Origin of the sequence: Streptomyces sp. NBC_01320, from assembly GCF_035974375.1 — a bacterium.
In the GTDB taxonomy this organism is placed as follows: domain Bacteria; phylum Actinomycetota; class Actinomycetes; order Streptomycetales; family Streptomycetaceae; genus Streptomyces; species Streptomyces yanii.
The window spans coordinates 4,252,780-4,274,535 of sequence record NZ_CP108390.1 but is presented as its reverse complement, the minus strand read 5'-3'; the positions used below and the strand labels follow the sequence as shown (position 1 = coordinate 4,274,535).

The window sequence follows — 21,756 nt, the reverse complement described above, 5'->3', positions numbered from 1 at the left end:
CCACGCGGCATGCCGCTGAGATCACGACAACGTCCGTTCGATTTTTGCCCCAAAGGGGTGAGGTCGGTGCGGGGAGGTAGACTTAATCGTGTCTGGCCGGACGCACGCCCGCGCTTGCCCTGAGCGAACCTGTGTGGGATGCCGGGAGCGAGCGGCCAAGAGCGAGCTGCTGCGCATCGTGATGGATGAGGACGCATGCGTCCCCGATCCTCGCGGTACGCTGCCCGGCCGGGGTGCATATGTGCACCCCGTCACTGTCTGTCTCGATCTGGCGGTTCGCCGTCGGGCATTCCCCCGGGCCTTCAAGGCCAAGGGGCCGTTCGATTCCGCGGCGCTGCAGCGGTATGTCGAGCGGGTGACACCGTAAGAAACTAGAACGGCACGGGGACCCCGTGCGGTCAGGTACCTCGCGAGTTGGAAGTAGGTCGAGATTGCGATGAGCACTCGATGAGTACGCGATGAGTACGCCCATGAAGTAGCGACGGTCCGGCGGTAACCCGGACCTAAAAGGAGCGAAGTGGCTAAGGTCCGGGTATACGAACTCGCCAAGGAGTTCGGCGTCGAGAGCAAGGTCGTCATGGCCAAGCTCCAAGAACTCGGTGAATTCGTCCGTTCGGCGTCCTCGACGATCGAGGCGCCGGTTGTACGCAAGTTGACTGACGCACTGCAGGGGCCCGGCGGCAACGCCGGCAAGTCCGCTGCTAAGCCTGGCGCGCCCCGCAAGGCCGCGCCCGTAAAGCCCGCAGCGCCCTCCCCGGCCGCTGCGGCACGTCCCGCTGCCCCGAAGCCCGGCGCCCCGGCCCCCAAGCCGGCCGCAGCCGAGGCCCCCAGCAGCACCCCTTCCGCTGCCGCGCCTTCCGCGCCGTCGGCGGGCCCGCGTCCGGGTCCCAAGCCCGCGCCGAAGCCCGCTCCGGTCACCCCGGTGCCCGCGGCGGAGTTCTCCGCTCCGGCCCCGGCCCAGCCGGCCGCGCCGCAGCAGGCCCCGCGTCCCGCGGGTGCCACCCCCGGTCCTCGCCCCGCCCGTCCGGCCCCGGCCGGCGGTCAGCGTGACGGTGGCCGTGGTGGCGAGCGCGACGGTGGCCGTGGTGGCGACCGTCCGGCCCGTCCCGCAGGCCAGGGCGCCCCGCGCCCCGGCGGCGCCCGTCCGGCCGGTCCCCGTCCGGGCAACAACCCCTTCACCTCCGGTGGCTCGACGGGTATGGCCCGTCCGCAGGCACCCCGCCCCGGTGGCGCCCCGCGTCCCGGTGGCGGCCAGGAGCGTCCCGGCGCCCCGCGTCCGCAGGGCGGCCCCGGTGGCGCCCCGCGTCCGCAGGGTCAGGGCGGTGCCCGTCCGACTCCGGGCGGCATGCCCCGTCCGCAGGCTCCGCGTCCGGGCGGTGCGCCCGGTGGTAACCGTCCGAACCCGGGCATGATGCCGCAGCGTCCCGCTGCCGGCCCGCGTCCCGGTGGTGGCCCCGGCGGTGGCCGTGGTCCCGGTGGCGGCGCGGGTCGTCCCGGCGGCGGTGCAGGTCGTCCCGGCGGCGGCTTCGCCGGTCGTCCGGCCGGTCCCGGTGGCGGTGGCGGCGGTTTCGCCGGTCGTCCCGGTGGCGGCGGTGGCGGTGGCGGCGCAGGCCGTCCCGGTGGTGGTGGCGGCGGCTTCGGCGGTCGTCCCGGCTTCGGTGGACGTCCCGGCGGCCCCGGTGGTCGTGGTGGCACACAGGGTGCGTTCGGCCGTCCCGGCGGTCCGGCGCGTCGTGGTCGCAAGTCGAAGCGGCAGAGGCGCCAGGAGTACGAGGCCATGCAGGCCCCGTCGGTGGGCGGCGTCATGCTGCCCCGCGGCAACGGGCAGGCCGTCCGTCTGTCGCGCGGTGCCTCCCTCACCGACTTCGCGGAGAAGATCAACGCCAACCCGGCGTCGCTCGTCGCCGTGATGATGAACCTCGGCGAGATGGTCACCGCCACGCAGTCGGTCTCGGACGAGACGCTGAAGCTGCTGGCCGAGGAGATGAACTACGTCCTCGAGATCGTCAGCCCCGAGGAGGAGGACCGCGAGCTGCTCGAGTCCTTCGACATCGAGTTCGGCGAGGACGAGGGCGGCGAAGAGGCTCTGGTCTCGCGTCCGCCGGTCGTGACCGTCATGGGTCACGTCGACCACGGTAAGACCCGACTGCTGGACGCGATCCGCAAGACGAACGTCGTTGCGGGCGAGGCCGGCGGCATCACGCAGCACATCGGTGCGTACCAGGTCTCCTCCGAGGTCAACGGTGAGGACCGCAGGATCACCTTCATCGACACCCCGGGTCACGAGGCGTTCACCGCCATGCGTGCCCGTGGTGCGAAGTCCACCGACATCGCGATCCTCGTGGTGGCGGCGAACGACGGTGTGATGCCCCAGACGATCGAGGCGCTGAACCACGCCAAGGCGGCCGACGTGCCGATCGTGGTCGCGGTCAACAAGATCGACGTCGAGGGTGCCGACCCGACCAAGGTGCGCGGTCAGCTCACCGAGTTCGGTCTGGTGGCCGAGGAGTACGGCGGCGACACGATGTTCGTCGACATCTCCGCCAAGCAGGGCCTCAACATCGAGGCTCTTCTGGAGGCCGTCGTTCTCACCGCCGATGCCTCGCTCGACCTGCGGGCCAACCCGGAGCAGGACGCGCAGGGTATTGCGATCGAGTCCCACCTCGACCGCGGCCGCGGTGCCGTTGCGACCGTCCTGGTCCAGCGAGGCACGCTGCGGGTCGGCGACACGATGGTGGTCGGCGACGCGTACGGACGAGTCCGCGCGATGCTCGACGACAAGGGCGAGAACGTCGAGGAAGCGGGTCCGTCGACCCCCGTCCTCGTCCTCGGTCTCACCAATGTCCCGGGCGCCGGCGACAACTTCCTGGTCGTCGACGAGGACCGTACGGCCCGTCAGATCGCCGAGAAGCGTGCCGCCCGTGAGCGCAACGCCAACTTCGCCCGCAAGGGTGTCCGGTTCTCCCTGGAGAACCTCGACGAGGCGCTCAAGGCCGGTCTGGTCCAGGAACTCAACCTCATCATCAAGGGCGACGCGTCCGGTTCGGTGGAGGCTCTCGAGTCCTCGCTGCTCCAGCTCGACGTCGGCGACGAGGTCGACATCCGGGTCCTGCACCGCGGTGTGGGTGCGGTCACCGAGTCGGACATCGACCTGGCGACCGGCTCCGACGCCATCGTGATCGGCTTCAACGTGCGCGCCGCAGGGCGTGCGCAGCAGATGGCCGAGCGCGAAGGTGTGGACGTCCGGTACTACTCGGTCATCTACCAGGCGATCGAAGAGATCGAAGCGGCCCTCAAGGGCATGCTCAAGCCGGAGTACGAAGAGGTCGAGCTCGGTACGGCGGAGATCCGCGAGATCTTCCGCTCGTCCAAGCTGGGCAACATCGCCGGTGTGCTGGTCCGGTCCGGCGAGGTCAAGCGCAACACCAAGGCGCGCCTGCTGCGCGATGGCAAGGTCATCGCGGAGAACCTCAACATCTCCGGTCTGCGCCGCTTCAAGGACGACGTCACCGAGATCCGCGAAGGCTTCGAGGGCGGTATCAACCTCGGAAACTTCAACGACATCAAGATCGACGACGTCATCGCGACGTACGAGATGCGCGAGAAGCCGCGAGGCTGACCCGTACCTCAACAGTCGGGGCCGGTCGACGGGTCGTATTTCCGTCGATCGGCCCCGGCCGTTCCGTGTACGGTTCTTGTGTCCCTGCCAAGTGCTGGCAGGGCGCGAACCCGAACCGGCGGGACATCCGGACATCCATGTATGTGGGGACACTGTCCTTCGATCTGCTCCTCGGCGACGTACGGTCGTTGAAGGAGAAACGCTCCATCGTCCGTCCCATCGTCGCCGAGCTCCAGCGCAAGTACGCGGTGAGTGCGGCGGAGACGGGCGGACAGGATCTCCATCGCAGGGCCGAGATCGGTCTTGCCGTGGTCTCCGGGGACACCGGACACCTCACGGACGTACTGGACCGGTGCGAGCGGCTGGTGGCCGCCCGGCCCGAGGTGGAGCTGCTGTCGGTTCGACGGCGGCTGCACAGCGACGAAGACTGAACAACGTCAGAACTGTCAGACGTGAAATCGTCCGACGCGGAAGCGCAGGACGCCGGAAGCGTCGGACCGTAAGCAACCCCCAGAAGGAAGAGTGACGGACCGGTGAGCGACAACGCGCGGGCCCGAAAGCTGGCCGATCGCATCCAGGTCGTGGTCGCGGAGACCCTGGACCGGCGTATCAAGGATCCGCGGCTCGGATTCGTGACGATCACGGACGCCCGGGTCACCGGCGACCTGCGGGAGGCCACGGTCTTCTACACGGTCTACGGCGACGACGAGGAGCGGGCGGCCTCCGCCGCGGCGCTGGAGAGCGCCAAGGGCGTGCTCCGGTCCGAGGTCGGCCGGCAGACCGGGGTCCGGTTCACGCCGACCCTGGCCTTCGTCCCCGACGCACTGCCGGACAACGCTCGCACCATCGAGGACCTCCTCGACAAGGCGCGGGCCAAGGACGCGCAGGTGCGCGAGGTGTCGACCGGTGCGAAGTACGCGGGCGACGCGGACCCGTACCGCAAGCCGGAGGATGCCGCCGACGAGTCCGACGAGAACGAGGGCTCAGCCTCCGAATGACACAGCAGAACAAAGCGCCCGGTCAGAGGAGCGGGAGCGAAGCGACCTCGGGCAAGGGTGGCGACGGGCGACGGGAGGGCGGCCTTGTCATCGTCGACAAGCCGTCCGGCTTCACTTCGCACGACGTCGTCGCCAAGATGCGCGGCATCGCCCGCACCCGCCGCGTCGGCCACGCCGGCACGCTGGACCCGATGGCGACGGGCGTTCTCGTGCTCGGCGTCGAGAAGGCCACCAAGCTGCTCGGTCACCTCGCGCTGACCGAGAAGGAGTACCTCGGCACGATCCGCCTCGGCCAGGACACCGTCACGGATGACGCGGAGGGCGAGATCACGTCGTCCACCGACGCGTCGGGCGTCACGCGTGAGGGCATCGACGCGGGTGTCGCCGCACTGACCGGCGCGATCATGCAGGTGCCGTCCAAGGTCAGTGCCATCAAGATCGACGGAAAGCGCTCGTACGCCCGGGTGCGCGGTGGCGAGGAGTTCGAGATCCCGGCCCGGCCGGTGACCATCTCGTCCTTCAACGTCTACGACGTCCGTGAGGCGGTCGCGGAGGACGGGACCCCGGTCGTCGACCTGGTCGTCTCCGTCGTCTGCTCCTCCGGTACGTACATCCGTGCCCTCGCCCGCGATCTCGGCGCCGGGCTCGGCGTCGGCGGGCATCTGACCGCGCTGCGGCGCACCCGCGTCGGTCCGTACGGTCTCGATGCGGCGCGGACGCTCGATCAGCATCAGGAGAAGCTGACCGTGATGCCGATCGCGGAGGCCGCCGCCGCGGCGTTCCCGCGCTGGGACGTGGACGAGAAGCGGGCCAAGCTGCTGCTGAACGGCGTGCGGCTGGACATGCCCTCGTACCCGCCGGGGCCGGTCGCGGTCTTCGGGCCCGACGGGACCTTCCTGGTGCTCGTCGAGGAACAGAAGGGCAAGGCCAGGAGCCTTGCCGTCTTCGCCTGACGGGACGGGTTCCGCCGGTCGCTGATCCGGATCCCCATCGTGGAGCGGGCAGCCCCCCGCGCCCGCTCCACGATCCCCTTCTGGTGTCTGTCCACCGGAACCCACTGATTCACCTGAATGGGCAGGCGCTCGGAGTGATTCAGGGTGCACTCGGGGGCGCTTTTGCTCCGAGCGTTTCTCGCGCCGATCATCGCCGACCTAACGTCGGACCATGGGAAGCGGGGACCGGTCGACGCTGGTACGTATCTGCGATCCGGCCGGCCGACTGCGGGGGACAGGGTTCGTCGCGGACGACCGCGGCACGGTCGTGACCAGTCATGAAGCGGTCGACGGACTTGCCCGGCTTGTCCTGTACGGCACAGGTGGCCGGAGCCGCTCGGTCGGGGCCGAGGCGATCACCGCGCTCCCGGAGCTGGACCTCGCGCTCGTGCGCACCGGGGGGCTCGACGTGCTCGGCGTGGAGCCGCTGCCGATCGTCCAGCGGGACCGGATCGAGCCGGGTACGTACGTACGCATCGCCGCCCATGGGTGGCGGGAGGCGCGGGTGCTGGGCGCGGTGCCCGTGACGTACGGCGTGGCCGGCCGTTCCCACCGGGTCGGCGCCGCCCTGGAGCTGGCGCTCGGCACGGACGGCAGCGACGCCCTGCGCGGCGCGGCGATCGGCGGGCCCGTGCTCGATCCGCAGACCGGCGCTGTCATCGCGGTGCTCGGCACCGCCCTGCGCGCCGCACACGCTGCCGCCGGCTTGGCGGTGCCGCTCACGGGCGGGGAAGCCGAAGGGCCGCTGGGCGCGCTGCTGCGGCGCAACGCGACAAGCGTCGCCGGGTACGGGCGTGACCTCAACCTTGCGGGCGCCCTTCAGCTCACCGCGATGTCGATCGGTTCGGCAGGAGGTCCCAGCACCTGGCCCGACCCCGTCGAACGCCCGGACACCACGGCGGAGTTCACGGCGTTCACGGCCGCCGGGGAACGTCCCGAGGTCGTCCTCGGCCTCGTGGGAGTGCCGGGTACCGGCCGCACCACCGAACTCGCGGCGCTCGCCGCCCGCCGCGCCCGCGGCTCCGACCCCGCCCTCACCGTCTGGCTGCGTGGCGCGGACCTGCTGGCCGACGACACCTCGGTGGCCGACGCGATCGCCCGTACGCTCGGCCAGGCCGGTCGGATCGTCACCGCAGCCGGGGCCGGGGGCGACATGGCGACGGCCACTCCCGAGCGGGTGGCACGGCTCGCCGCGGATTCGGGAGCCCCGCTGCTCGTCCTGCTGGACGGCCCCGAGGAGATGCCGCCCCTCCTCGCCCACCGGCTGGACCGGTGGACCGCCGGAACGGTCGGATGGCTGCGGGACAACGAGGTGCGCCTCGTGGTCGCCTGCAGGCCCGAGCACTGGGAGACCGCCGGTGCGTTCTGCCCGCCCGACGCGCTGCACCGCCCCGCCGGTCCGGCCCGCGGACTTCCGTCCGCCGTGCGCCTGGGCGATCTCACCGCGAGCCAGGCCGAAGAGGCCAGGGGGCGGTACGCCCTCCCGTCCGATGCCCTCGCCCCCGGCCACGACCGGCACCCGCTCACCCTGCGGCTGCTCGCCGAGGTACGCAAAGCGCTCCCCGCGGACGTGCCCGGGCAGCCGGACTCGGAGGACGTCTTCGGCGCCCATCTGGACCTGATGTGCCTGCGCATCGCGGTCCGCATCGCCGCGGTGTCCCGCCCGGCCCTCAGGGGCACGGCGGTGCGCCGGCTGGCCGCGCAGGTTGCCGGACGGGTCCACGAGGCTGCACGGCGCTGTCTGGGACCGGGACACGGGGAAGAACTGGACCGGGCGGTGTTCGAGGAGGTCTTCCCCTGGCGCACGGGCTGGGCCCCGGCGGTCCTCGCCGAGGGGCTGCTCGTCCCGGCGGGTGCGGGCTACCGCTTCGCCCACGAGGAGCTGGGGGACTGGGTGCAGGGCGCGCATCTGGACCTGGACGCGGCACTCCAGGCCCTGGGCCCTGGTCCACCGGTGGCACGCGGACGAGCCGGGTCAGCAGGTGAGGGCGGCGCAGGAGCGTGTCCCGGCACCCCGGAGCCCGCAGCCGGGCAGTCGCCGGGCACTGCCCGGTGCGGAACCGCCGGCGCCGGCCCAGTCGCGGGAGCCCCGCACTCTCCCCGTACCGCGCCATCGGATCGGCCCGGTGATCCAGGCACTCCTGCTCCTGGGCCGCCGTCAGGGCTCCGCCGCGCTCGCCCACAGGCTGGCCGATCTGATCGAGGCGATGGACCGGCTGTCGACACGGACGGACGGGGGAGCCGGGGGCCGGGCACCGGCCGACGGCGCCGAGAGGGCCGGGCAGCTGCGCGATGCCTCCTGGTGGGCCGCCCACCTGCTCGCGGAGACGTTGCTCCGGGTGCCCGACGCCAGGCCGTACCTCGGGGTGGCCCGGCTGCTCACGGGGCGCATCGTCCAACGCGCCGGTGCGCACGGGTCGTACGGCGAGTTCAGCCCGTGGTTCTGGCGGCGGCTGCGGCTGCCCGAGGCGGACCGGATCGATCTGCTGAGGCGGCTCGTGCCCGCGGACGGTCCGCCGCGCGGGGACGGGGGCCGCGACGGTGACGACGACGCCCGTGACGGCGGCGGCGACGGGGAGGAGCGGTTTCTGGACGTGGTGGCCCGGCGGCTCGTCGCCCAGCCCCGGACCGTGCAGCCGCTCCTCTGCCTCTGGTTCACCGATGAGCGCCCGCTGCCCGCCGAGGACGGTGCGGCGACGCGGCCGACCGTGGCCGCCGCCGCGCAGGCGTTGCTGTACGCCCGCCGTGACCTCGCCGTCGACGATCTGACCGACGCTCTCGTCGCGACCGTGCATCCCCGCGCCGACGAGCTGCTCGCCACGCTCGCCGAGGACGAGCCGGCCGTGCTCTGCCGGGCCGTCGATCGCTGGGCGCGCGACGACGTCCGGCGGGCCCGGCGCGTCGCCGCCGCCTCGTACGGACTCGTCACCGCACCGCACGCCACCCGCGACACCGACCGTGAGCTCCTGCGTCGCACCGCGCTCTCCCTGCTGGCCCACCCCGGCGACGTCGATCTGCACGGGGCCGCGCTCGTCCTCCTGGTGCGTGATCCGCACACCAGGGACCGCTATCTGCCCCGGGCCCTGCGGGTCTTCGTGCGGGGCGATCCCCATCTGTCCGCGGCAGAGCTCGCCGTCGCCCTGCCGACGCATCGCGAGCCGGTGATCGGCGCGTCCCCGGACCGGCTCACCCGGTCCGGGGACGGTGCGGGTGAGGCGCTGCGCTCCCTCGCCGGGATCGACGCCCCGGCGCTGGCCCTGCACGCGGCGGGGCTGGTGCGGGCGTACGCCGACAACCATCCGGACGGCGGCGCGCACGTGGCCGCGTACCTCGACCGCAGGCTGGAGCACGGGCCCGCCGCCCGTGCGCTGCTGCTGCCCCTGGTGACCGGCCTGCTGCGGGACCGGCCCGCTTCCGCACCCGTGCGCGGTGCGCTCGCCCGGGTGCTCGCCGCGCCGGGGACGCCCGCCTCCGGGGCGGTGCGGGCCGAGCTGCTGGAAGCCCTGCTGGAGTTCGAGCAGGGCGCCCACCGGGACCCGGTCGTCCTCGACGCGCTGCTCTGCGCGGCGGCCCACGGATCCGACCGGCGTGCGCCGGTCCGTACCCGGGCGCTCGTCCACCGCACCGGGATGCTGCTGGTCCGCACCCCTGAGGGCGCCGCCCGTTTCGACCGCAGGCTGGTCGAATTGGCCCGGGACGTGCCCGGATTTGCGGAACTGGTCACCGGGTGGCTGGCCGACGCCCCGCAGGAGTGGACGGCGGTCATCGGCCCCGGTGCGCGGCGGACCGTGGAGGCGGTGTCCACCGCGATGCCGATGCCGATGCAGGCCGCGGGTCGTGGGCATGGCAGTCTTAGACCTGCATAAGAGATACACCCACGTACACAGGTTCGGGCGAGGAGCGGTCAGAGTGCAGCGCTGGCGTGGCTTGGAGGACATCCCCCAGGACTGGGGACGCAGCGTCGTCACCATCGGCTCCTACGACGGGGTGCACCGCGGGCACCAGCTGATCATCGGCAGAGCCGTCGACCGGGCGCGCGAGCTCGGCGTGCCGTCGGTCGTCGTGACCTTCGACCCGCACCCCAGCGAGGTCGTACGGCCCGGCAGCCACCCGCCGCTGCTCGCCCCGCACCACCGGCGCGCGGAGCTGATGGCCGAGCTGGGCGTGGACGCGCTGCTGATCCTGCCGTTCACCACCGAGTTCTCGAAGCTGGCGCCCGCCGACTTCATCGTGAAGGTGCTGGTCGACAAGTTGCATGCGCAACTCGTGATCGAGGGCCCCAACTTCCGGTTCGGTCACAGGGCCGCGGGGAACGTGCAGCTGCTCACCGAGTTCGGCGCGACGTACGACTACGGCGTCGAGGTCATCGATCTGGTTCTGAGCGGCGAGGCGGGCGGCGGCGACCCGTTCTCCTCCACCCTCACCCGCAGGCTCGTTGCCGAGGGCGATGTGGCGGGCGCAGCCGAGGTTCTGGGCCGCCCGCACCGGGTCGAGGGCATCGTCGTCCGCGGCGCGCAGCGCGGCCGCGCACTGGGCTTCCCGACGGCGAACGTGGAGACCCTGCCGCACACCGCGATCCCTGCCGACGGCGTGTACGCGGGCTGGCTGAACGTGGACGACGAGGCGATGCCCGCCGCGATCTCGGTCGGCACCAACCCGCAGTTCGACGGTACGGAGCGGACGGTCGAGGCGTACGCGATCGACCGCGTCGGCCTTGATCTGTACGGGCTCCATGTGTCCGTCGACTTCCTCGCGTACGTCCGCGGGATGCAGAAGTTCGACTCGATAGACGACCTGCTGGTGGCGATGGCCGCCGATGTGAAGCGGGCCGATGAACTGATCGCGGCGTACGACCGCGGCTGACCTTCCTCGCGTACGCCTCCGGCCGGGACCGCGGGCAGCGGTCCCGGCCGGAGGCGTCCATGGCGGGGACGGCGTCAGATTTCCACGCCCGCCATCGCGTGCGCCCAGTGGCACGCCACCTGCGTCTCCCCGCTGCCCGCGAGCACCGGAAGATCCTTCGTACGGCAGGCATCCGCCACCCCCGCCCGCTCGGCCTCGCCGGAAGCGAGGACCTGGCAGCGGGCATGGAACCGGCAGCCGGACGGCACCTTGGTCGGGTCCGGCGGCTCGCCCGTGAGGATCACCGGATCGCCCTCGGCCTCAGGCAGCACGGACAGCAGTGCCCGGGTGTACGGATGCTGCGGAGCTGTGAGGATCTGCTCGACCTCGCCCGTCTCCACGATCCGGCCGAGATACATCACCGCGACCCGGTCGGCGATGTTCCACGCCAGCCCCAGGTCGTGCGTGACCACCAGTGCGGACAGTCCCAGTTCGTCCCTCAGTCGCAGCAGCAGGGCCAGGATCTCACCGCGCACCGAGGCGTCGAGTGAGGCCACGGGTTCGTCGGCAACGATGAGTTCCGGTTCCAGGACGAGGGCGCCCGCGATCACGACGCGCTGGCGCTGACCGCCCGACAGCTCGTGCGGATAGCGCAGGAAGAACCGCTCAGGAGGCCGCAGCCCCGCCCGTGACAGCGCCTCCGCGACCGCCGCCCGCTCATCACCCCCGTACCCGTGGATCCGCAGCCCCTCCGCGACCGCGTCGTACACCGTGTGCCGCGGGTTGAGCGAGCCGCTGGGGTCCTGCAGTACGAGCTGGACGCGCTTGCGGTACGCCTTCAGGGCACGGCCCGAGTAGGCGAGCGGCTTGCCGCCGAACGTGACCCGGCCGGACGTCGGGGGGACGAGCCCCAGCAGGGAACGCGCCAGCGTCGTCTTGCCGCACCCGGACTCGCCGACCAGCGCGACGATCTCGCCCGGCCGGATGTCCAGGTCGACACCGTCCACCGCGCGCGCCGTCGCGGCTCCGCGCCGGCCGGGGAAGGCGACCTTCAGTTCCTCCGCGCTCAGCAGGGGAGTGGGGGTGGTCATGTTGTGCTCCTTGCTTCCTCGGCACCCTGCCGGGGTGCGGCGCCGGCCGCCCCCGGCTCCACCAGCACACAGGCGGCCCGCCGCAGGGCATCCGACTCCCGCAGCTCCTGGTCCTGCGTGGTGCAGGAGTCCAGCGCCACCGGGCAGCGCGGATGGAACGTGCAGCCGGCGGGCAGGGCCGACGGGTCAGGCGGATCGCCGGGCAGCCCTCGGGGCGCGAACCGGGACGCCGGGTCCCCGATGCGCGGGAACGCGCCCGACAGTGCCTTGCTGTACGGATGGTGCGCGTCCTCGTAGACCTGGGACGCCGGGCCCTCCTCCACGACCCGGCCCGCGTACATCACCGCGAGCCGGTCACAGGTGTCCGAGAGCACGGCCAGGTCATGACTGATCATGATCAGACCCAGGTCCTGTTCGGACACCAGCTGCTCGATCAGGCGCAGGATCTGGGCCTGGATCATCACATCGAGGGCGGTCGTCGGCTCGTCGGCGATGATCAGGCCCGGATCGCAGGCGAGCGCCATCGCGATCATCACGCGCTGTCGCTGGCCCCCGGAGAGCTCGTGCGGATAGGAGTCGGCGCGGGATGCCGGCAGTCCCACCTGCTCCAGGAGTTCGCCGACCTTCTTCTTCGCCCCGGACGGGGTGGCCTTCCTGTGCAGCAGGATCGGCTCGGCGATCTGGTCCCCGATGCGGTGCACGGCGTTCAGCGAATGCATCGCGCCCTGGAACACGATCGAGGCACCTGCCCAGCGCACCGCCCTGACCTGGCCCCACTTCATGGTGAGGACGTCCTCGCCGTTCAGCAGGATCCGGCCGGAGACCTTCGTCCCGGCGGGCAGCAGCCGCAGCAGTGCCAGTGCCAGGGTGGACTTGCCGCAGCCCGACTCTCCGGCGATGCCGAGCTTCTGGCCCGCGTCGACGGTGAGGTTCACGCCGCGGACCGCGCGGGCACCGCCGGCGTACGTGACCGAGAGGTCGCGGACGTCCAGCAGGGGTGCTTTCTGTGTGCTCGGTGTATTCAACGGGCCACCCCCAGCCTGGGGTTGAGGACGGACTCGATCGCGCGGCCGCACAGAGTGAACGACAGGGCCACCAGGGCGATGGCGACGCCGGGCGGTGCCAGGTACCACCAGTCGCCCGCGCTCACCGCGCCCGCCTCACGCGCGTCCTGGAGCATGCCGCCCCAGGAGGTGATGGTCGGGTCGCCGAGGCCGAGGAACGCGAGCGTGGCCTCGGTGAGGATTGCGCTGGAGATCACGAGCGTGGTCTGCGCGAGCACCAGCGGCATCACGTTCGGCAGCACATGACGGGCCATGATGTGCCCGTGCCCGCCGCCCAGCGCGCGGGCGCGCTCGATGTACGGGCGTGACTCCACGGCGAGCGTCTGGGCACGGACGAGCCGGGCCGTGGTCGGCCAGGTTGTGACGCCGATCGCGATGATGATCGTCCAGATGGAGCGGTCCATCACGGTGGCGAGCGCGATCGCGAGAACCAGGGTCGGCATCACCAGGAACCAGTCGGTGACCCGCATCAGCACTGTCGAGTACCAGCCGTGGAAGTGGCCCGCGACGATACCGACGACCGTGCCGATCGCCACGCACAGGAACGCGGCGAGCAGTCCCACGGTGAGCGAGACGCGCGCACCCCACACCAGGAGTGCCAGGACGCTGCGTCCGAACTGGTCGGTACCGAGCGGGAATTCTCCGCTGGGCGATTCGAGGGCGCCGCCCGGTGCGGCGGTGACGCTCTGCGAGTCGGCGCCGGCCAGCGTGGGCGCGAACACGGCGATCAGCGCGATCAGGATGAGCCCGGCCAGCCCCCACAGGCCTCCCCGGTGCGTGCGGTACTCCCGCCAGAAACGGGCCAGGGACCGGCGCTTACGGGCCCGGGCCAGGGCGCGCGGGTTCGTGGTCACGCCCGCTTCGTTCTGCACCTGCAATGGTTCGGTCGTCATCGGCCCACCCGGGGATCGAGCAGCGGATACAGCACGTCGGCGAGGGTGTTCGCCAGGATCACCGCAGTGGCGAAGACGAAGAACAGTCCTTGGACGAGGGGGAGGTCGGGAACGCTGAGCCCCTGGTAGAAGAGACCGCCGAGACCAGGCCAGGAGAACACCGTCTCGACCAGGATCTGGCCCGCCACGACATGGCCCAGGTTCACGAACATCAGTGTGAATGTCGGCAGCATCGCGTTCGGGACGGCGTGCTTGCGCCGTACGACATCGTCACGGAGCCCCTTTGCGCGGGCCGTCGTCAGATAGTCGCTGCCCATCTCGTCCAGGAGCGAGGAACGCATCACGAGGAGCGTCTGCGCATAGCCGACCGCGACCAGTGTGATCACGGGAAGCACCAGGTGATGGGCGACATCGATGACGTACGCGAAGCCGGTCTCCCCGCCCGACTCCAGGCCCCCCGTCGGGAACATGCCGGGGATCGGGCCGATGCCCACCGAGAAGACGATGATGAGCAGCAGGCCGAGCCAGAACGACGGCACCGAGTAGAGCGTGAGCGCGAACGCGGTGTTGAAGCGGTCGCTGCGGGACCCGTTGCGCCAGGCCGTACGGGTGCCCAGCCAGATGCCGAGCGCCGTGTAGAGGACGTACGCCGTGCCGGTGAGCAGCAACGTTGCCGGGAGCGCCTCGGTGATCTTGTCGATGACGGGGGCGTGGAACTGGAACGAGGTACCGAAGTCCCCGGTCAGCGCGTCACCCACGTAACTCGTGAACTGCTTCCAGAGCGGCTGGTCGAGGCCGAACTGGTGTCTGAGCGAATCCAGCTGCTCGGCGGAGACGCGGCGGCCGCCGGTCATCTGCTTCACAGGGTCGCTGGGGATGAGGCGGAAGAGGAAGAAGCTGGTGACCAGAACGGCGAACAGTGAGACGACCGCTCCCGCGATCTTGGCTGCCACGTACTGGAGATAGGCCTTGGTGTTGCGCGCCCGTGGGCCGCGGGCGGCCGCCGGCCCGGCCGCAGCCGGGCCGGCGGTGTCCGCATCCGCGTTCTGCACGAGCGCCGGAGTGCTGTCAGCTGTCATGGGGAACTCTCGTTACTCGTGCTGCACTTGGAGGGACCGGCAGGGAGGGTGTCGCTACCCCGTGCTGCCGGTCCCTCTCATCCCGTTCGCGTGATTATTCGCGGTCCTCCGCCGTGGTGCGGCGGCGACGCGTGATGAGGAACCCGCCACCGGCGAGCACCACCACGGCGACGACGATGCCGATGACGACACCGGTGGAGTTGCCACCGCTGTCACTGCCCGAACCGCTCTTGCCGTCGGCCGTCGGAACGGCCGACCACCAACTCCAGTACCCATCCTGGCCGTAGATGTTGCCGGCCGCCTCGGGCATCGTGGTGATGGACTTGATCTGGTCCGTCCGGTACGCCTCGACCGCGTTCGGGTACGCGATGATGTTCATGTACCCGGAGTCGTACAACCACGACTCCATCTGCTTGACGGTGTCCGCCCGCTTGGCCGGGTCGTACTCGGCGAGCTGCTTCTTGTACAGCTCGTCGTACGTCTTGTCGCAGATGAAGTTGTCCGTGGCGGCGCTCTCCTTGGCCTTGGCGGGCAGGGCGGAGCAGGTGTGGATGCCGAGGACGAAGTCCGGGTCCGGGTTGACGGACCAGCCGTCGAACGCGAGGTCGTACTCACCGGCATACCAGGGCACGGAGACGTCGTCGAGGCAGTCCACCTTCAGCCCGATGCCGAGCTTGCCCCACCACTCCTTGAGGTACTTGCCGATCGCCTTGTCGTTGGGGTCCGTGGCATGGCACAGGATGCGCAGGTCGAGCGGCTTGCCGTCCTTGCCGACACGCTGGTCGCCCTTGAGCTTGTAGCCCGCCTGGTCGAGCAGCTTGGCCGCCCGGGCCGGGTCGTACGTCAGTGTCCGGCTGTCGGACGGCTGCCAGAAGTAGTCCCCGTAGCGCGGCGGGATGTACCCCTGGCCCTCGACGGCGTGCCCCTGGAAGACCTTGTCGATGATGGTCTTGCGGTCGACCGAGAGGAAGAGCGCCTGACGCACCTTCTGGTCGAGCAGGGCCTTGTTGCCGTTGCCGAACTTCTTGCCGTCCTTGGTCTGCGCGCCCGGGTTGGTCGCCAGTGCGAAGAAGCGGCGGCCCGGCCCCTCGTTGACCTTGATGTTCTTGTCGCCCTTGAGGGACGCGGCCTGGGCGGGCGTCAGCGCGGGGGCGCCCGCGACGAAGGACACCTCACCCTTGCGCAGCGCGGCGACCGCGGCGTCCTGGTCCTTGTACGTCTTGAAGACCAACTCGTCGAACTTGGGCGCACCGCGCCAGAAGTTCTTGTTGGCCTTGAGCTTCACATACTGGTCGACCTTGTAGTCGGTCAGGATGAACGGCCCGTTCCCCACGATGGGGAACTTCGTGTCGTTGTTGAACTTCGAGAAGTCCCCGACCTTCTCCCAGACGTGCTTGGGAACGATCGGTACATCGAGCGCGGCCATGGTGGCCTGCGGTTCCTTGAGCTCGATGACCAGCTTGTCCGGGCTGGGCGCGGTCACCTTCTTGAAGTTGGCGACGAAGCTGCCGTTCGCGGTGGCAGCGCCCTCGTCGGTCATCATCTTGTTGAAGGTCCACGCCGCGTCCTCGGCGGTGGCCTGCTGTCCGTCCGACCACTTGGAGTTGGACCGAATGGTGTACGTCCAGGTCAACTTGTCCGCGGACGGCTCCCACTTGGTGGCGAGGCCGGGGATCGTGTGGTTGTCCTTGGCGTCGTAGTTGGTCAGGAAGTCGTACATGAGCCGGTGGACGCTGGTGCTCATGAGCCGCTGAGCGAGGAACGGGCTCAGCGAGTCGACGCTCTGCGCGACCGCGACGGTCAGCGTCGTCTTGCCGTTGTCGGCGGCCTGTGCCTGCTGGGGCGCGGCGCCGAGGGGCATCCCCGGGACGATCGACCCCGCGGCCAGGGCAAGGGCCGCGGCACCGGAAGCCAGGAGGGTACGCAGACGTGAGCGTGGCTGAGCGGAGGGTGGTGGGACTCTTGTGACCATGGACAGGGACCTCGCGTCATGACTCGCACGGAGAAGGCGGGTTGATCTCTGGTTCGCCAGCTGGTGAAGCGAAGGTTTATCAGCGGTGGTCGAGCCGCGTCAACGGTGTGCCAAATGGCGTGTGGGCTGCAGGAATGCGCAGAGGGCCCGCACCGTGGGAACGGTGCGGGCCCTCATTGGTTCAGACCTCTGATGCCTTACTGCTGAGGCGCTGGCGGCAGCTGCGGAGGCTGCTGCTGCCAGCCGTTCTGCTGTCCGCCGGGACCCGGCTGCGGCGGGTAGGGCTGCTGGGGCGGGTACGGCTGTCCCGGACCCTGGGGCTGCTGCGGCGGATACGACTGACCCGGCTGCTGCGGTCCGTACGGCTGCTGACCGGGCATCTGGTGTCCGGGCATCGGTGGGGCGTACTGCGGCGGCGGGTTGCTGCCGTCCGAGGTCCACAGCCCCTGCTGCTGCTGGGCGCGCGCGAAGTCCTCGGCCACCATCGCGGAGAGATTGAAGTACGCCTCACGTGTCTTCGGACGCATCATGTCGAGATCGACCTCGGCACCGGCCGACAGATGCTCGTCGAACGGGACGACGACCACGCCCCGGCAGCGCGTCTCGAAGTGCTGCACGATGTCATCGACCTTGATCATCTTGCCGGTCTCGCGGACCCCGGAGATGACAGTGATGGACCGCTGCACCAGATTCGCGTACCCGTGCGCCGAGAGCCAGTCCAGTGTGGTGGAGGCGCTGGACGCGCCGTCGACCGACGGGGTCGAGATGATGATCAACTGATCGGCGAGGTCCAGCACCCCACGCATCGCGCTGTAGAGCAGACCGGTGCCCGAGTCGGTGAGGATGATCGGGTACTGCCGGCCGAGGACGTCGATCGCGCGCCGGTAATCCTCGTCGTTGAAGGTCGTCGAGACCGCCGGGTCCACGTCGTTGGCGATGATCTCCAGGCCGGACGGCGCCTGCGAGGTGAAGCGGCGGATGTCCATGTACGAGTTGAGGTACGGGATCGCCTGGACCAGGTCACGGATGGTCGCCCCGGTCTCGCGGCGCACCCGGCGGCCGAGCGTACCGGCATCCGGGTTGGCGTCGATGGCGAGGATCTTGTCCTGCCGCTCGGTGGCCAGCGTCGCGCCGAGCGCGGTGGTCGTCGTGGTCTTCCCGACACCGCCCTTCAGGCTGATGACCGCGATCCGGTAGCAGGACAGCACGGGTGTACGGATCAGGTCGAGCTTGCGCTGCCGCTCGATCTCCTCCTTCTTGCTGCCCAGCTTGAAGCGGGACGCAGCGGACGGTGCGCGGCTGCTCTTCGCCTTCTGCTTACCCCGGACCAGACGGTCGGAGGAGAGCTCAACGGCCGCCGTGTAGCCGAGCGGAGCACCTGGTACGGACCGCTCGCGCTGGTCATGCGTGACCGCCGTCGGCCAGGCCGTCCCGGTCCGCGGATCCACGGGCGGTCCCTGCGGCGGCTGTTGTTGCTGCTGCGGCGGCAGCTGCTGGTGGGCGGGCGGCTGCGGGGGGATCGGCGCGGGCAGGTGCGGAGCGCCCTGAACCGGCGGCTGGGGTCCCTGGGGCGGCTGGAGCGCCTGGTGGGGCTGGGACGCCTGGGGGAATCCGTAACCGCCCTGTGCTGCTTCCTGCTGTGCGGGCCACTGCGGTGTCTGCGGTGTCTGCGGTGCCTGGGGCGGCTGGGGGAATCCGTAACTGCCCTGCTGTGCTGGTGTTCCCTGAGCGGGCGGCTGCGGTGCGGGCTGCGGGAACTGCGGTGCCTGAGGCGGCTGCGGTGTCCGTGCAGCGTTCGGGAATCCGTAACCACCGGGCGCCTCGCTCGCCGGAGCGGGAGCCGGAGCCGTCGCGGGCCACTGCGGCGCCGGCTGGGGCGCGTTGGGCTGCGGAGTGGCGGGTTGGAAGGAGGGCGGCAGCGGCGGCAGGCCGCCTTGCGCGGGCGGCGCCGGGGCCCACGGCGTCGGGGCGGCGGGCGGCGTGGCGTCCTGAGGTGCCGGAGCCGGAGCGGCAGCCGCGGGCACGGAGTCGGCGGGTGCGTCGGACGGATCGTCGGCGCCGTCACCCGCCACATCGCCCTCGGCCACGGAGTCCGTACCGTTGTCGGCCTCCGCGTCCGAAGGCTGCGCGGCATCGGCCCGGCTGGGCTGCTCGGGCTGCTCGGACCGGACGGAATCCGACGGGGCGGAATCGGCTCCGGCCGTCACACCCGTGGCCGTACCGACCGGGCCGTCGCCAGGGGCTTCGGAGCCGGCACCGGAACCGACCCGCACCCCGTCCGCAGCCGCCAGCGCAGCCGCCTCCCGCTCCGCGATCTCGCGCTTCAGCGCGGCAGGTGAGAACCGCATGGTCGCGCCGCTCTCCACATCACCACCCCCGAACGGATCCGGCGCACCGTTCCCCACGCCCTCCGCAGAGGCGGGCGAAGGAGCTGCGGCGGAAGCGACCGGAGGTGTCTGACCCACAGGGGCCACAGGCGCCACAGGCGGAGCGGGCGCAGGCGCGGGCGGCGCCGGGGTCCAGTCGGGTTCGAAGCCGCCCCCGGTCGGCAGCCCGGGCGCGGACACAGGCGCCCCATTGGGCGTCGGAGGCGGCGCCATGTGCGTTCCGGCCCCGCCCGACGAGTCCCCCGACGCGTTCTGCGTGTACCAGGCGGGCGGGGTGTAGTCGATGGTGAACTCACCCGTCATCTCGGCGGGTTCCGCGTCGGACGACTCGTCGACGGGCCTGTTCCAGCCCCCTCGGATTTCGTCCCGATCGCCGTTCACTTTGCCTCCTGGTGTGGTCGAGCACCCTTGTGCCGTGGTGGGTGGGGGCGGCCGTTCCCGTATTCCGAACCGCCCGGCTCTCCCCCTCGGGGCGCGCATTGCCTGCCCGCAGGTCTTCTGCCGCGCCCGGACCCACCCTAATCGTCATCGGGCCCGCTCCGGCAGGCCGTAGGGCACCGTAAGAGCTGTCCCGTGCATCACTCACTGTCCTCAAGTGAACCGAGTGCGGCGGATGGTGAACGGCGAAGCGGTCAAACTTGTACATCTGCGTACGGAATTCCGAACGCTCCGTACGCTCAGTCCATCCGGCGCGCACTGCCCAGCAGTCCGCTCTCGGCATCGGTTGCCTGAGTCATCACGAACTGCCGGTCCCCCTTCCCGCACCAGAGGGTGACCCCGTCCGCCAGAGTCGACAGCGCCTGCGTCTCGGTCGCCGACAGGTGCGCGATTCGCCCGATCTGCGTTGCTTCATCGGGAGACACCCGCTGAATCCCCACCAGGGACGACTTCTCGATCAGCCGGGGCGCCACGGGACTCAGATACGGAAGCAACGTCAGCACCGACTGCCAGGGACCGGACACCACGCGCCCGCGCGGCGGCCGCATGCCGCAGTCCCGCACCACGACCACCGGACTGCCTGCCGAGGCGCCCTGCGGCGGCACCCGCCCCACGTCGTGCAGCGAGATGCACGGCCGGCCGCCGCCGGCCGCCTGCGCGAGAGTCGCCCAGGCGTGGGCGCGGCCGGTCTCCACCACGATCCGGGCACCGGTCGCCGCCGCCCGCAGCGCCAGCACCTGTGCCGTCCACAGCCCGCCGATCAGCGCGACGTCGTACGGGGTCGGCCGGTTGAGGCCCAGCACGGCGGGCCGCCCTTCGGCGTCCACGCCGATCACGGTGCCGTCGTCACCCACCGGAAGTGCCAGTGCTGCCAGTTGGTCGACGGAGACCGTGTGCCGCTCCCGTCGCGGTCCGATCAGCCCGATGCCCAGCCGGGTGCGAGCACGGGTGGAGGATGACATCAGCGGGTACCCCCGAGCGGCAGTGTGGCGAGCATGCCGGGCAGTTGCTCGCGGTCGAGCCGAACCAGTGACGTCTTCACGCCACGCGCGGTGCGCTCCAACTCGTGTCGCGCGGCCACCAGTTCCTCGTCGCTGCGCCCGGTGATCCGGACGTGCCCCGCGATCGAGATCTCCTGCCGTGCGGTGTGACTCATCGCCAAACTGAAGGTCGTGGCCAGCGCCGGGATCGAGGTGAGCAGGGCGACCAGCTGCGGCATGGACGCCCCGCCGTTCCCCGCACCGCTACCGTCGCCGGTGCCGAACTGCGGCCAGCGGCCCACCCAGTAGGTGGTGTGACGCCGGTCGTCGCAGCGCCAGGTCCGGGAGGTCTCCGCGGTGCGCCGTACCGGCGACCCGGTCCGGCCCGCCTGCGCCATCGCCATCTGGCTGACGCAGGCCGAGGTCGCGATCGCCGAAGTCAACTCCTGCTCGGTCAGTACTGTCGCGCGGAATCCCGCCCCGGCCAGCCGGCTGGCCAGCTGGTCGGCGGCGCGCACCACGCACTTCTGCGCCCCTACGATGCCGCCGCCGCGCGCCTGCACGGCCTCCGGGCAGAGTTCGGGGTCGAGCTTGAGTGCGATCCAGGTGATCCGGAGCGCGGGCGACCCCGTCTGCGCCTGCAGCGGCGCGTAGTTGCGCGCCGCGACGGACTGTGCGGGCAGATGCGGGGCGGGTGCGGGCTGGGTGTGCTGCACGATCTGCGCCGACTCCAGACGGATACCGTCGACGTGGAGCACATCCCTCACGAGCGCCAGGGGCAGCGGCCGCGCGGACCGGTCGGGCCGCAGCGCCGTGGCGTCCGACTCGATCTGCAGGACGGCTGTGACGAACGTACCGTCGCCGATCATGCCGACCGGCCGCCGGTCGCGGTCGCTGAACGCGTAGGTACGCAGAGCCGGGTCGCACTCGACGACGGGCGCGATCCCCGGCTCGGTACCCGCGGGCAGCACCAGCGAGGCGGCCCTGCGGGTGCGTGCGCGCAGGGCGAGCGCGGTGGCCAGCCACTCCGGCAGCGAACGGCGGTGCCTGCGGACTACGGCGAGCATCACCAGCAGCGCGGCGAACACTGTGGCCGGGACCAGCAGCAGGGGTTCGACCACCCACGCGGCGAAGAGCAGCGCGGCCGCGATCTCGATCAACACGAGTTGTTGCAATCGGAACGAACCAACGCGCCCGGGACGTCCGTCCAGTCGCGGCGAGGCCTGTCCGCCGGGGCCGTGGGCGCCCCGGTCCGGGACGCCGGAGGCTGCTGCTCCGGTGGTCCGGGGAGGACCGGAGAGCCGTGTGTTACCGGCCGGACGTGTCCGCGTCGCGGAACCCACCATTCCGGCATTCCCCCGTTCATTAGGCCCCCATTCGACCCGATCACCCCCAGTCCCG

Annotated in this window: 14 protein-coding genes and 1 pseudogene; 7 read left to right on the top strand and 8 right to left on the bottom strand. The window is 71.1% G+C overall.

All coding sequences use genetic code 11. The features are described 5' to 3' along the window. The first annotated feature begins 88 nt into the window (after positions 1 to 88). The 7 genes and pseudogenes from OG395_RS19255 to OG395_RS19225 all read left to right on the top strand — a co-directional run bounded on the left by OG395_RS19255 (position 89) and on the right by OG395_RS19225 (position 10,472). Positions 89 to 367 carry a YlxR family protein gene (locus OG395_RS19255; protein ID WP_327244073.1) on the top strand — a complete coding sequence of 93 codons (279 nt, stop codon included), beginning with the start codon at positions 89 to 91 and terminating at the stop codon, positions 365 to 367. A 150-nt stretch (positions 368 to 517) separates the two neighbouring features. Then, the gene (infB, locus tag OG395_RS19250) at positions 518 to 3,619 is read left to right on the top strand and encodes a translation initiation factor IF-2 (RefSeq protein ID WP_327244072.1); all 3,102 of its coding nucleotides are present in this window, start codon (positions 518 to 520) and stop codon (positions 3,617 to 3,619) included. A 137-nt stretch (positions 3,620 to 3,756) separates the two neighbouring features. Then, on the top strand, positions 3,757 to 4,050 hold the full coding sequence (locus OG395_RS19245; protein ID WP_030933278.1) for a DUF503 domain-containing protein: 294 nt from the start codon (positions 3,757 to 3,759) through the stop codon (positions 4,048 to 4,050). Positions 4,051 to 4,152: 102 nt separating this feature from the next. After that, positions 4,153 to 4,617 carry a 30S ribosome-binding factor RbfA gene (gene rbfA / locus OG395_RS19240; protein WP_266980906.1) on the top strand — a complete coding sequence of 155 codons (465 nt, stop codon included), beginning with the start codon at positions 4,153 to 4,155 and terminating at the stop codon, positions 4,615 to 4,617. Continuing rightward, the gene (truB, locus tag OG395_RS19235; protein ID WP_327244071.1) at positions 4,614 to 5,570 is read left to right on the top strand and encodes a tRNA pseudouridine(55) synthase TruB; all 957 of its coding nucleotides are present in this window, start codon (positions 4,614 to 4,616) and stop codon (positions 5,568 to 5,570) included. Before rbfA ends, truB begins: the two co-directional genes overlap by 4 nt. Positions 5,571 to 5,781: 211 nt before the next feature. Beyond that, positions 5,782 to 9,475, top strand: a pseudogene (locus tag OG395_RS19230) (trypsin-like peptidase domain-containing protein). A gap of 43 nt (positions 9,476 to 9,518) precedes the next feature. Then, positions 9,519 to 10,472 (top strand): bifunctional riboflavin kinase/FAD synthetase, encoded by a 954-nt coding sequence (locus OG395_RS19225; protein ID WP_327244070.1) that lies wholly within the window; start codon positions 9,519 to 9,521, stop codon positions 10,470 to 10,472. Positions 10,473 to 10,546: 74 nt separating this feature from the next. Here OG395_RS19225 and OG395_RS19220 read toward each other — a convergent pair whose 3' ends face one another. The 8 genes from OG395_RS19220 to eccE form a co-directional block, all read right to left on the bottom strand. Beyond that, positions 10,547 to 11,542, bottom strand: a complete 996-nt coding sequence (locus OG395_RS19220) for an ABC transporter ATP-binding protein (protein WP_327244069.1) — start codon at positions 11,540 to 11,542, stop codon at positions 10,547 to 10,549. After that, positions 11,539 to 12,567, bottom strand: a complete 1,029-nt coding sequence (locus OG395_RS19215; protein ID WP_327244068.1) for an ABC transporter ATP-binding protein — start codon at positions 12,565 to 12,567, stop codon at positions 11,539 to 11,541. The genes OG395_RS19220 and OG395_RS19215 overlap by 4 nt, the downstream gene beginning before the upstream one ends. Continuing rightward, complete coding sequence (locus OG395_RS19210) at positions 12,564 to 13,499, bottom strand: ABC transporter permease (protein ID WP_327244067.1); 936 nt, start codon at positions 13,497 to 13,499, stop codon at positions 12,564 to 12,566. Before OG395_RS19210 ends, OG395_RS19215 begins: the two co-directional genes overlap by 4 nt. Next, complete coding sequence (locus OG395_RS19205; RefSeq protein ID WP_327244066.1) at positions 13,496 to 14,578, bottom strand: ABC transporter permease; 1,083 nt, start codon at positions 14,576 to 14,578, stop codon at positions 13,496 to 13,498. Before OG395_RS19205 ends, OG395_RS19210 begins: the two co-directional genes overlap by 4 nt. Positions 14,579 to 14,672: 94 nt before the next feature. Continuing rightward, a complete protein-coding gene (locus OG395_RS19200) occupies positions 14,673 to 16,550 on the bottom strand; it encodes an ABC transporter substrate-binding protein (RefSeq protein ID WP_327244065.1) in 1,878 nt (625 codons plus the stop codon). Between the two features lie 197 nt (positions 16,551 to 16,747). Further along, positions 16,748 to 19,318 (bottom strand): SCO5717 family growth-regulating ATPase, encoded by a 2,571-nt coding sequence (locus OG395_RS19195; protein WP_327244064.1) that lies wholly within the window; start codon positions 19,316 to 19,318, stop codon positions 16,748 to 16,750. Between the two features lie 296 nt (positions 19,319 to 19,614). Beyond that, entirely contained in the window at positions 19,615 to 20,337 is a 723-nt protein-coding gene (locus OG395_RS19190) for a hypothetical protein (RefSeq protein ID WP_327244063.1), read from the bottom strand. Then, on the bottom strand, positions 20,337 to 21,701 hold the full coding sequence (gene eccE, locus OG395_RS19185) for a type VII secretion protein EccE (RefSeq protein WP_327244062.1): 1,365 nt from the start codon (positions 21,699 to 21,701) through the stop codon (positions 20,337 to 20,339). Before eccE ends, OG395_RS19190 begins: the two co-directional genes overlap by 1 nt. Positions 21,702 to 21,756 lie beyond the last annotated feature (55 nt).

Coding starts and splice junctions, on each gene's coding strand:
- OG395_RS19245 (WP_030933278.1), top strand. CDS start 3,757: ATGTATGTGGGGACACTGTCCTTCGATCTGCTCCTCGGCGACGTACGG.
- truB (WP_327244071.1), top strand. CDS start 4,614: ATGACACAGCAGAACAAAGCGCCCGGTCAGAGGAGCGGGAGCGAAGCG.
- OG395_RS19220 (WP_327244069.1), bottom strand. CDS start 11,542: ATGACCACCCCCACTCCCCTGCTGAGCGCGGAGGAACTGAAGGTCGCC.
- OG395_RS19210 (WP_327244067.1), bottom strand. CDS start 13,499: ATGACGACCGAACCATTGCAGGTGCAGAACGAAGCGGGCGTGACCACG.
- OG395_RS19205 (WP_327244066.1), bottom strand. CDS start 14,578: ATGACAGCTGACAGCACTCCGGCGCTCGTGCAGAACGCGGATGCGGAC.
- OG395_RS19200 (WP_327244065.1), bottom strand. CDS start 16,550: ATGGTCACAAGAGTCCCACCACCCTCCGCTCAGCCACGCTCACGTCTG.
- OG395_RS19190 (WP_327244063.1), bottom strand. CDS start 20,337: ATGTCATCCTCCACCCGTGCTCGCACCCGGCTGGGCATCGGGCTGATC.
- eccE (WP_327244062.1), bottom strand. CDS start 21,701: ATGGTGGGTTCCGCGACGCGGACACGTCCGGCCGGTAACACACGGCTC.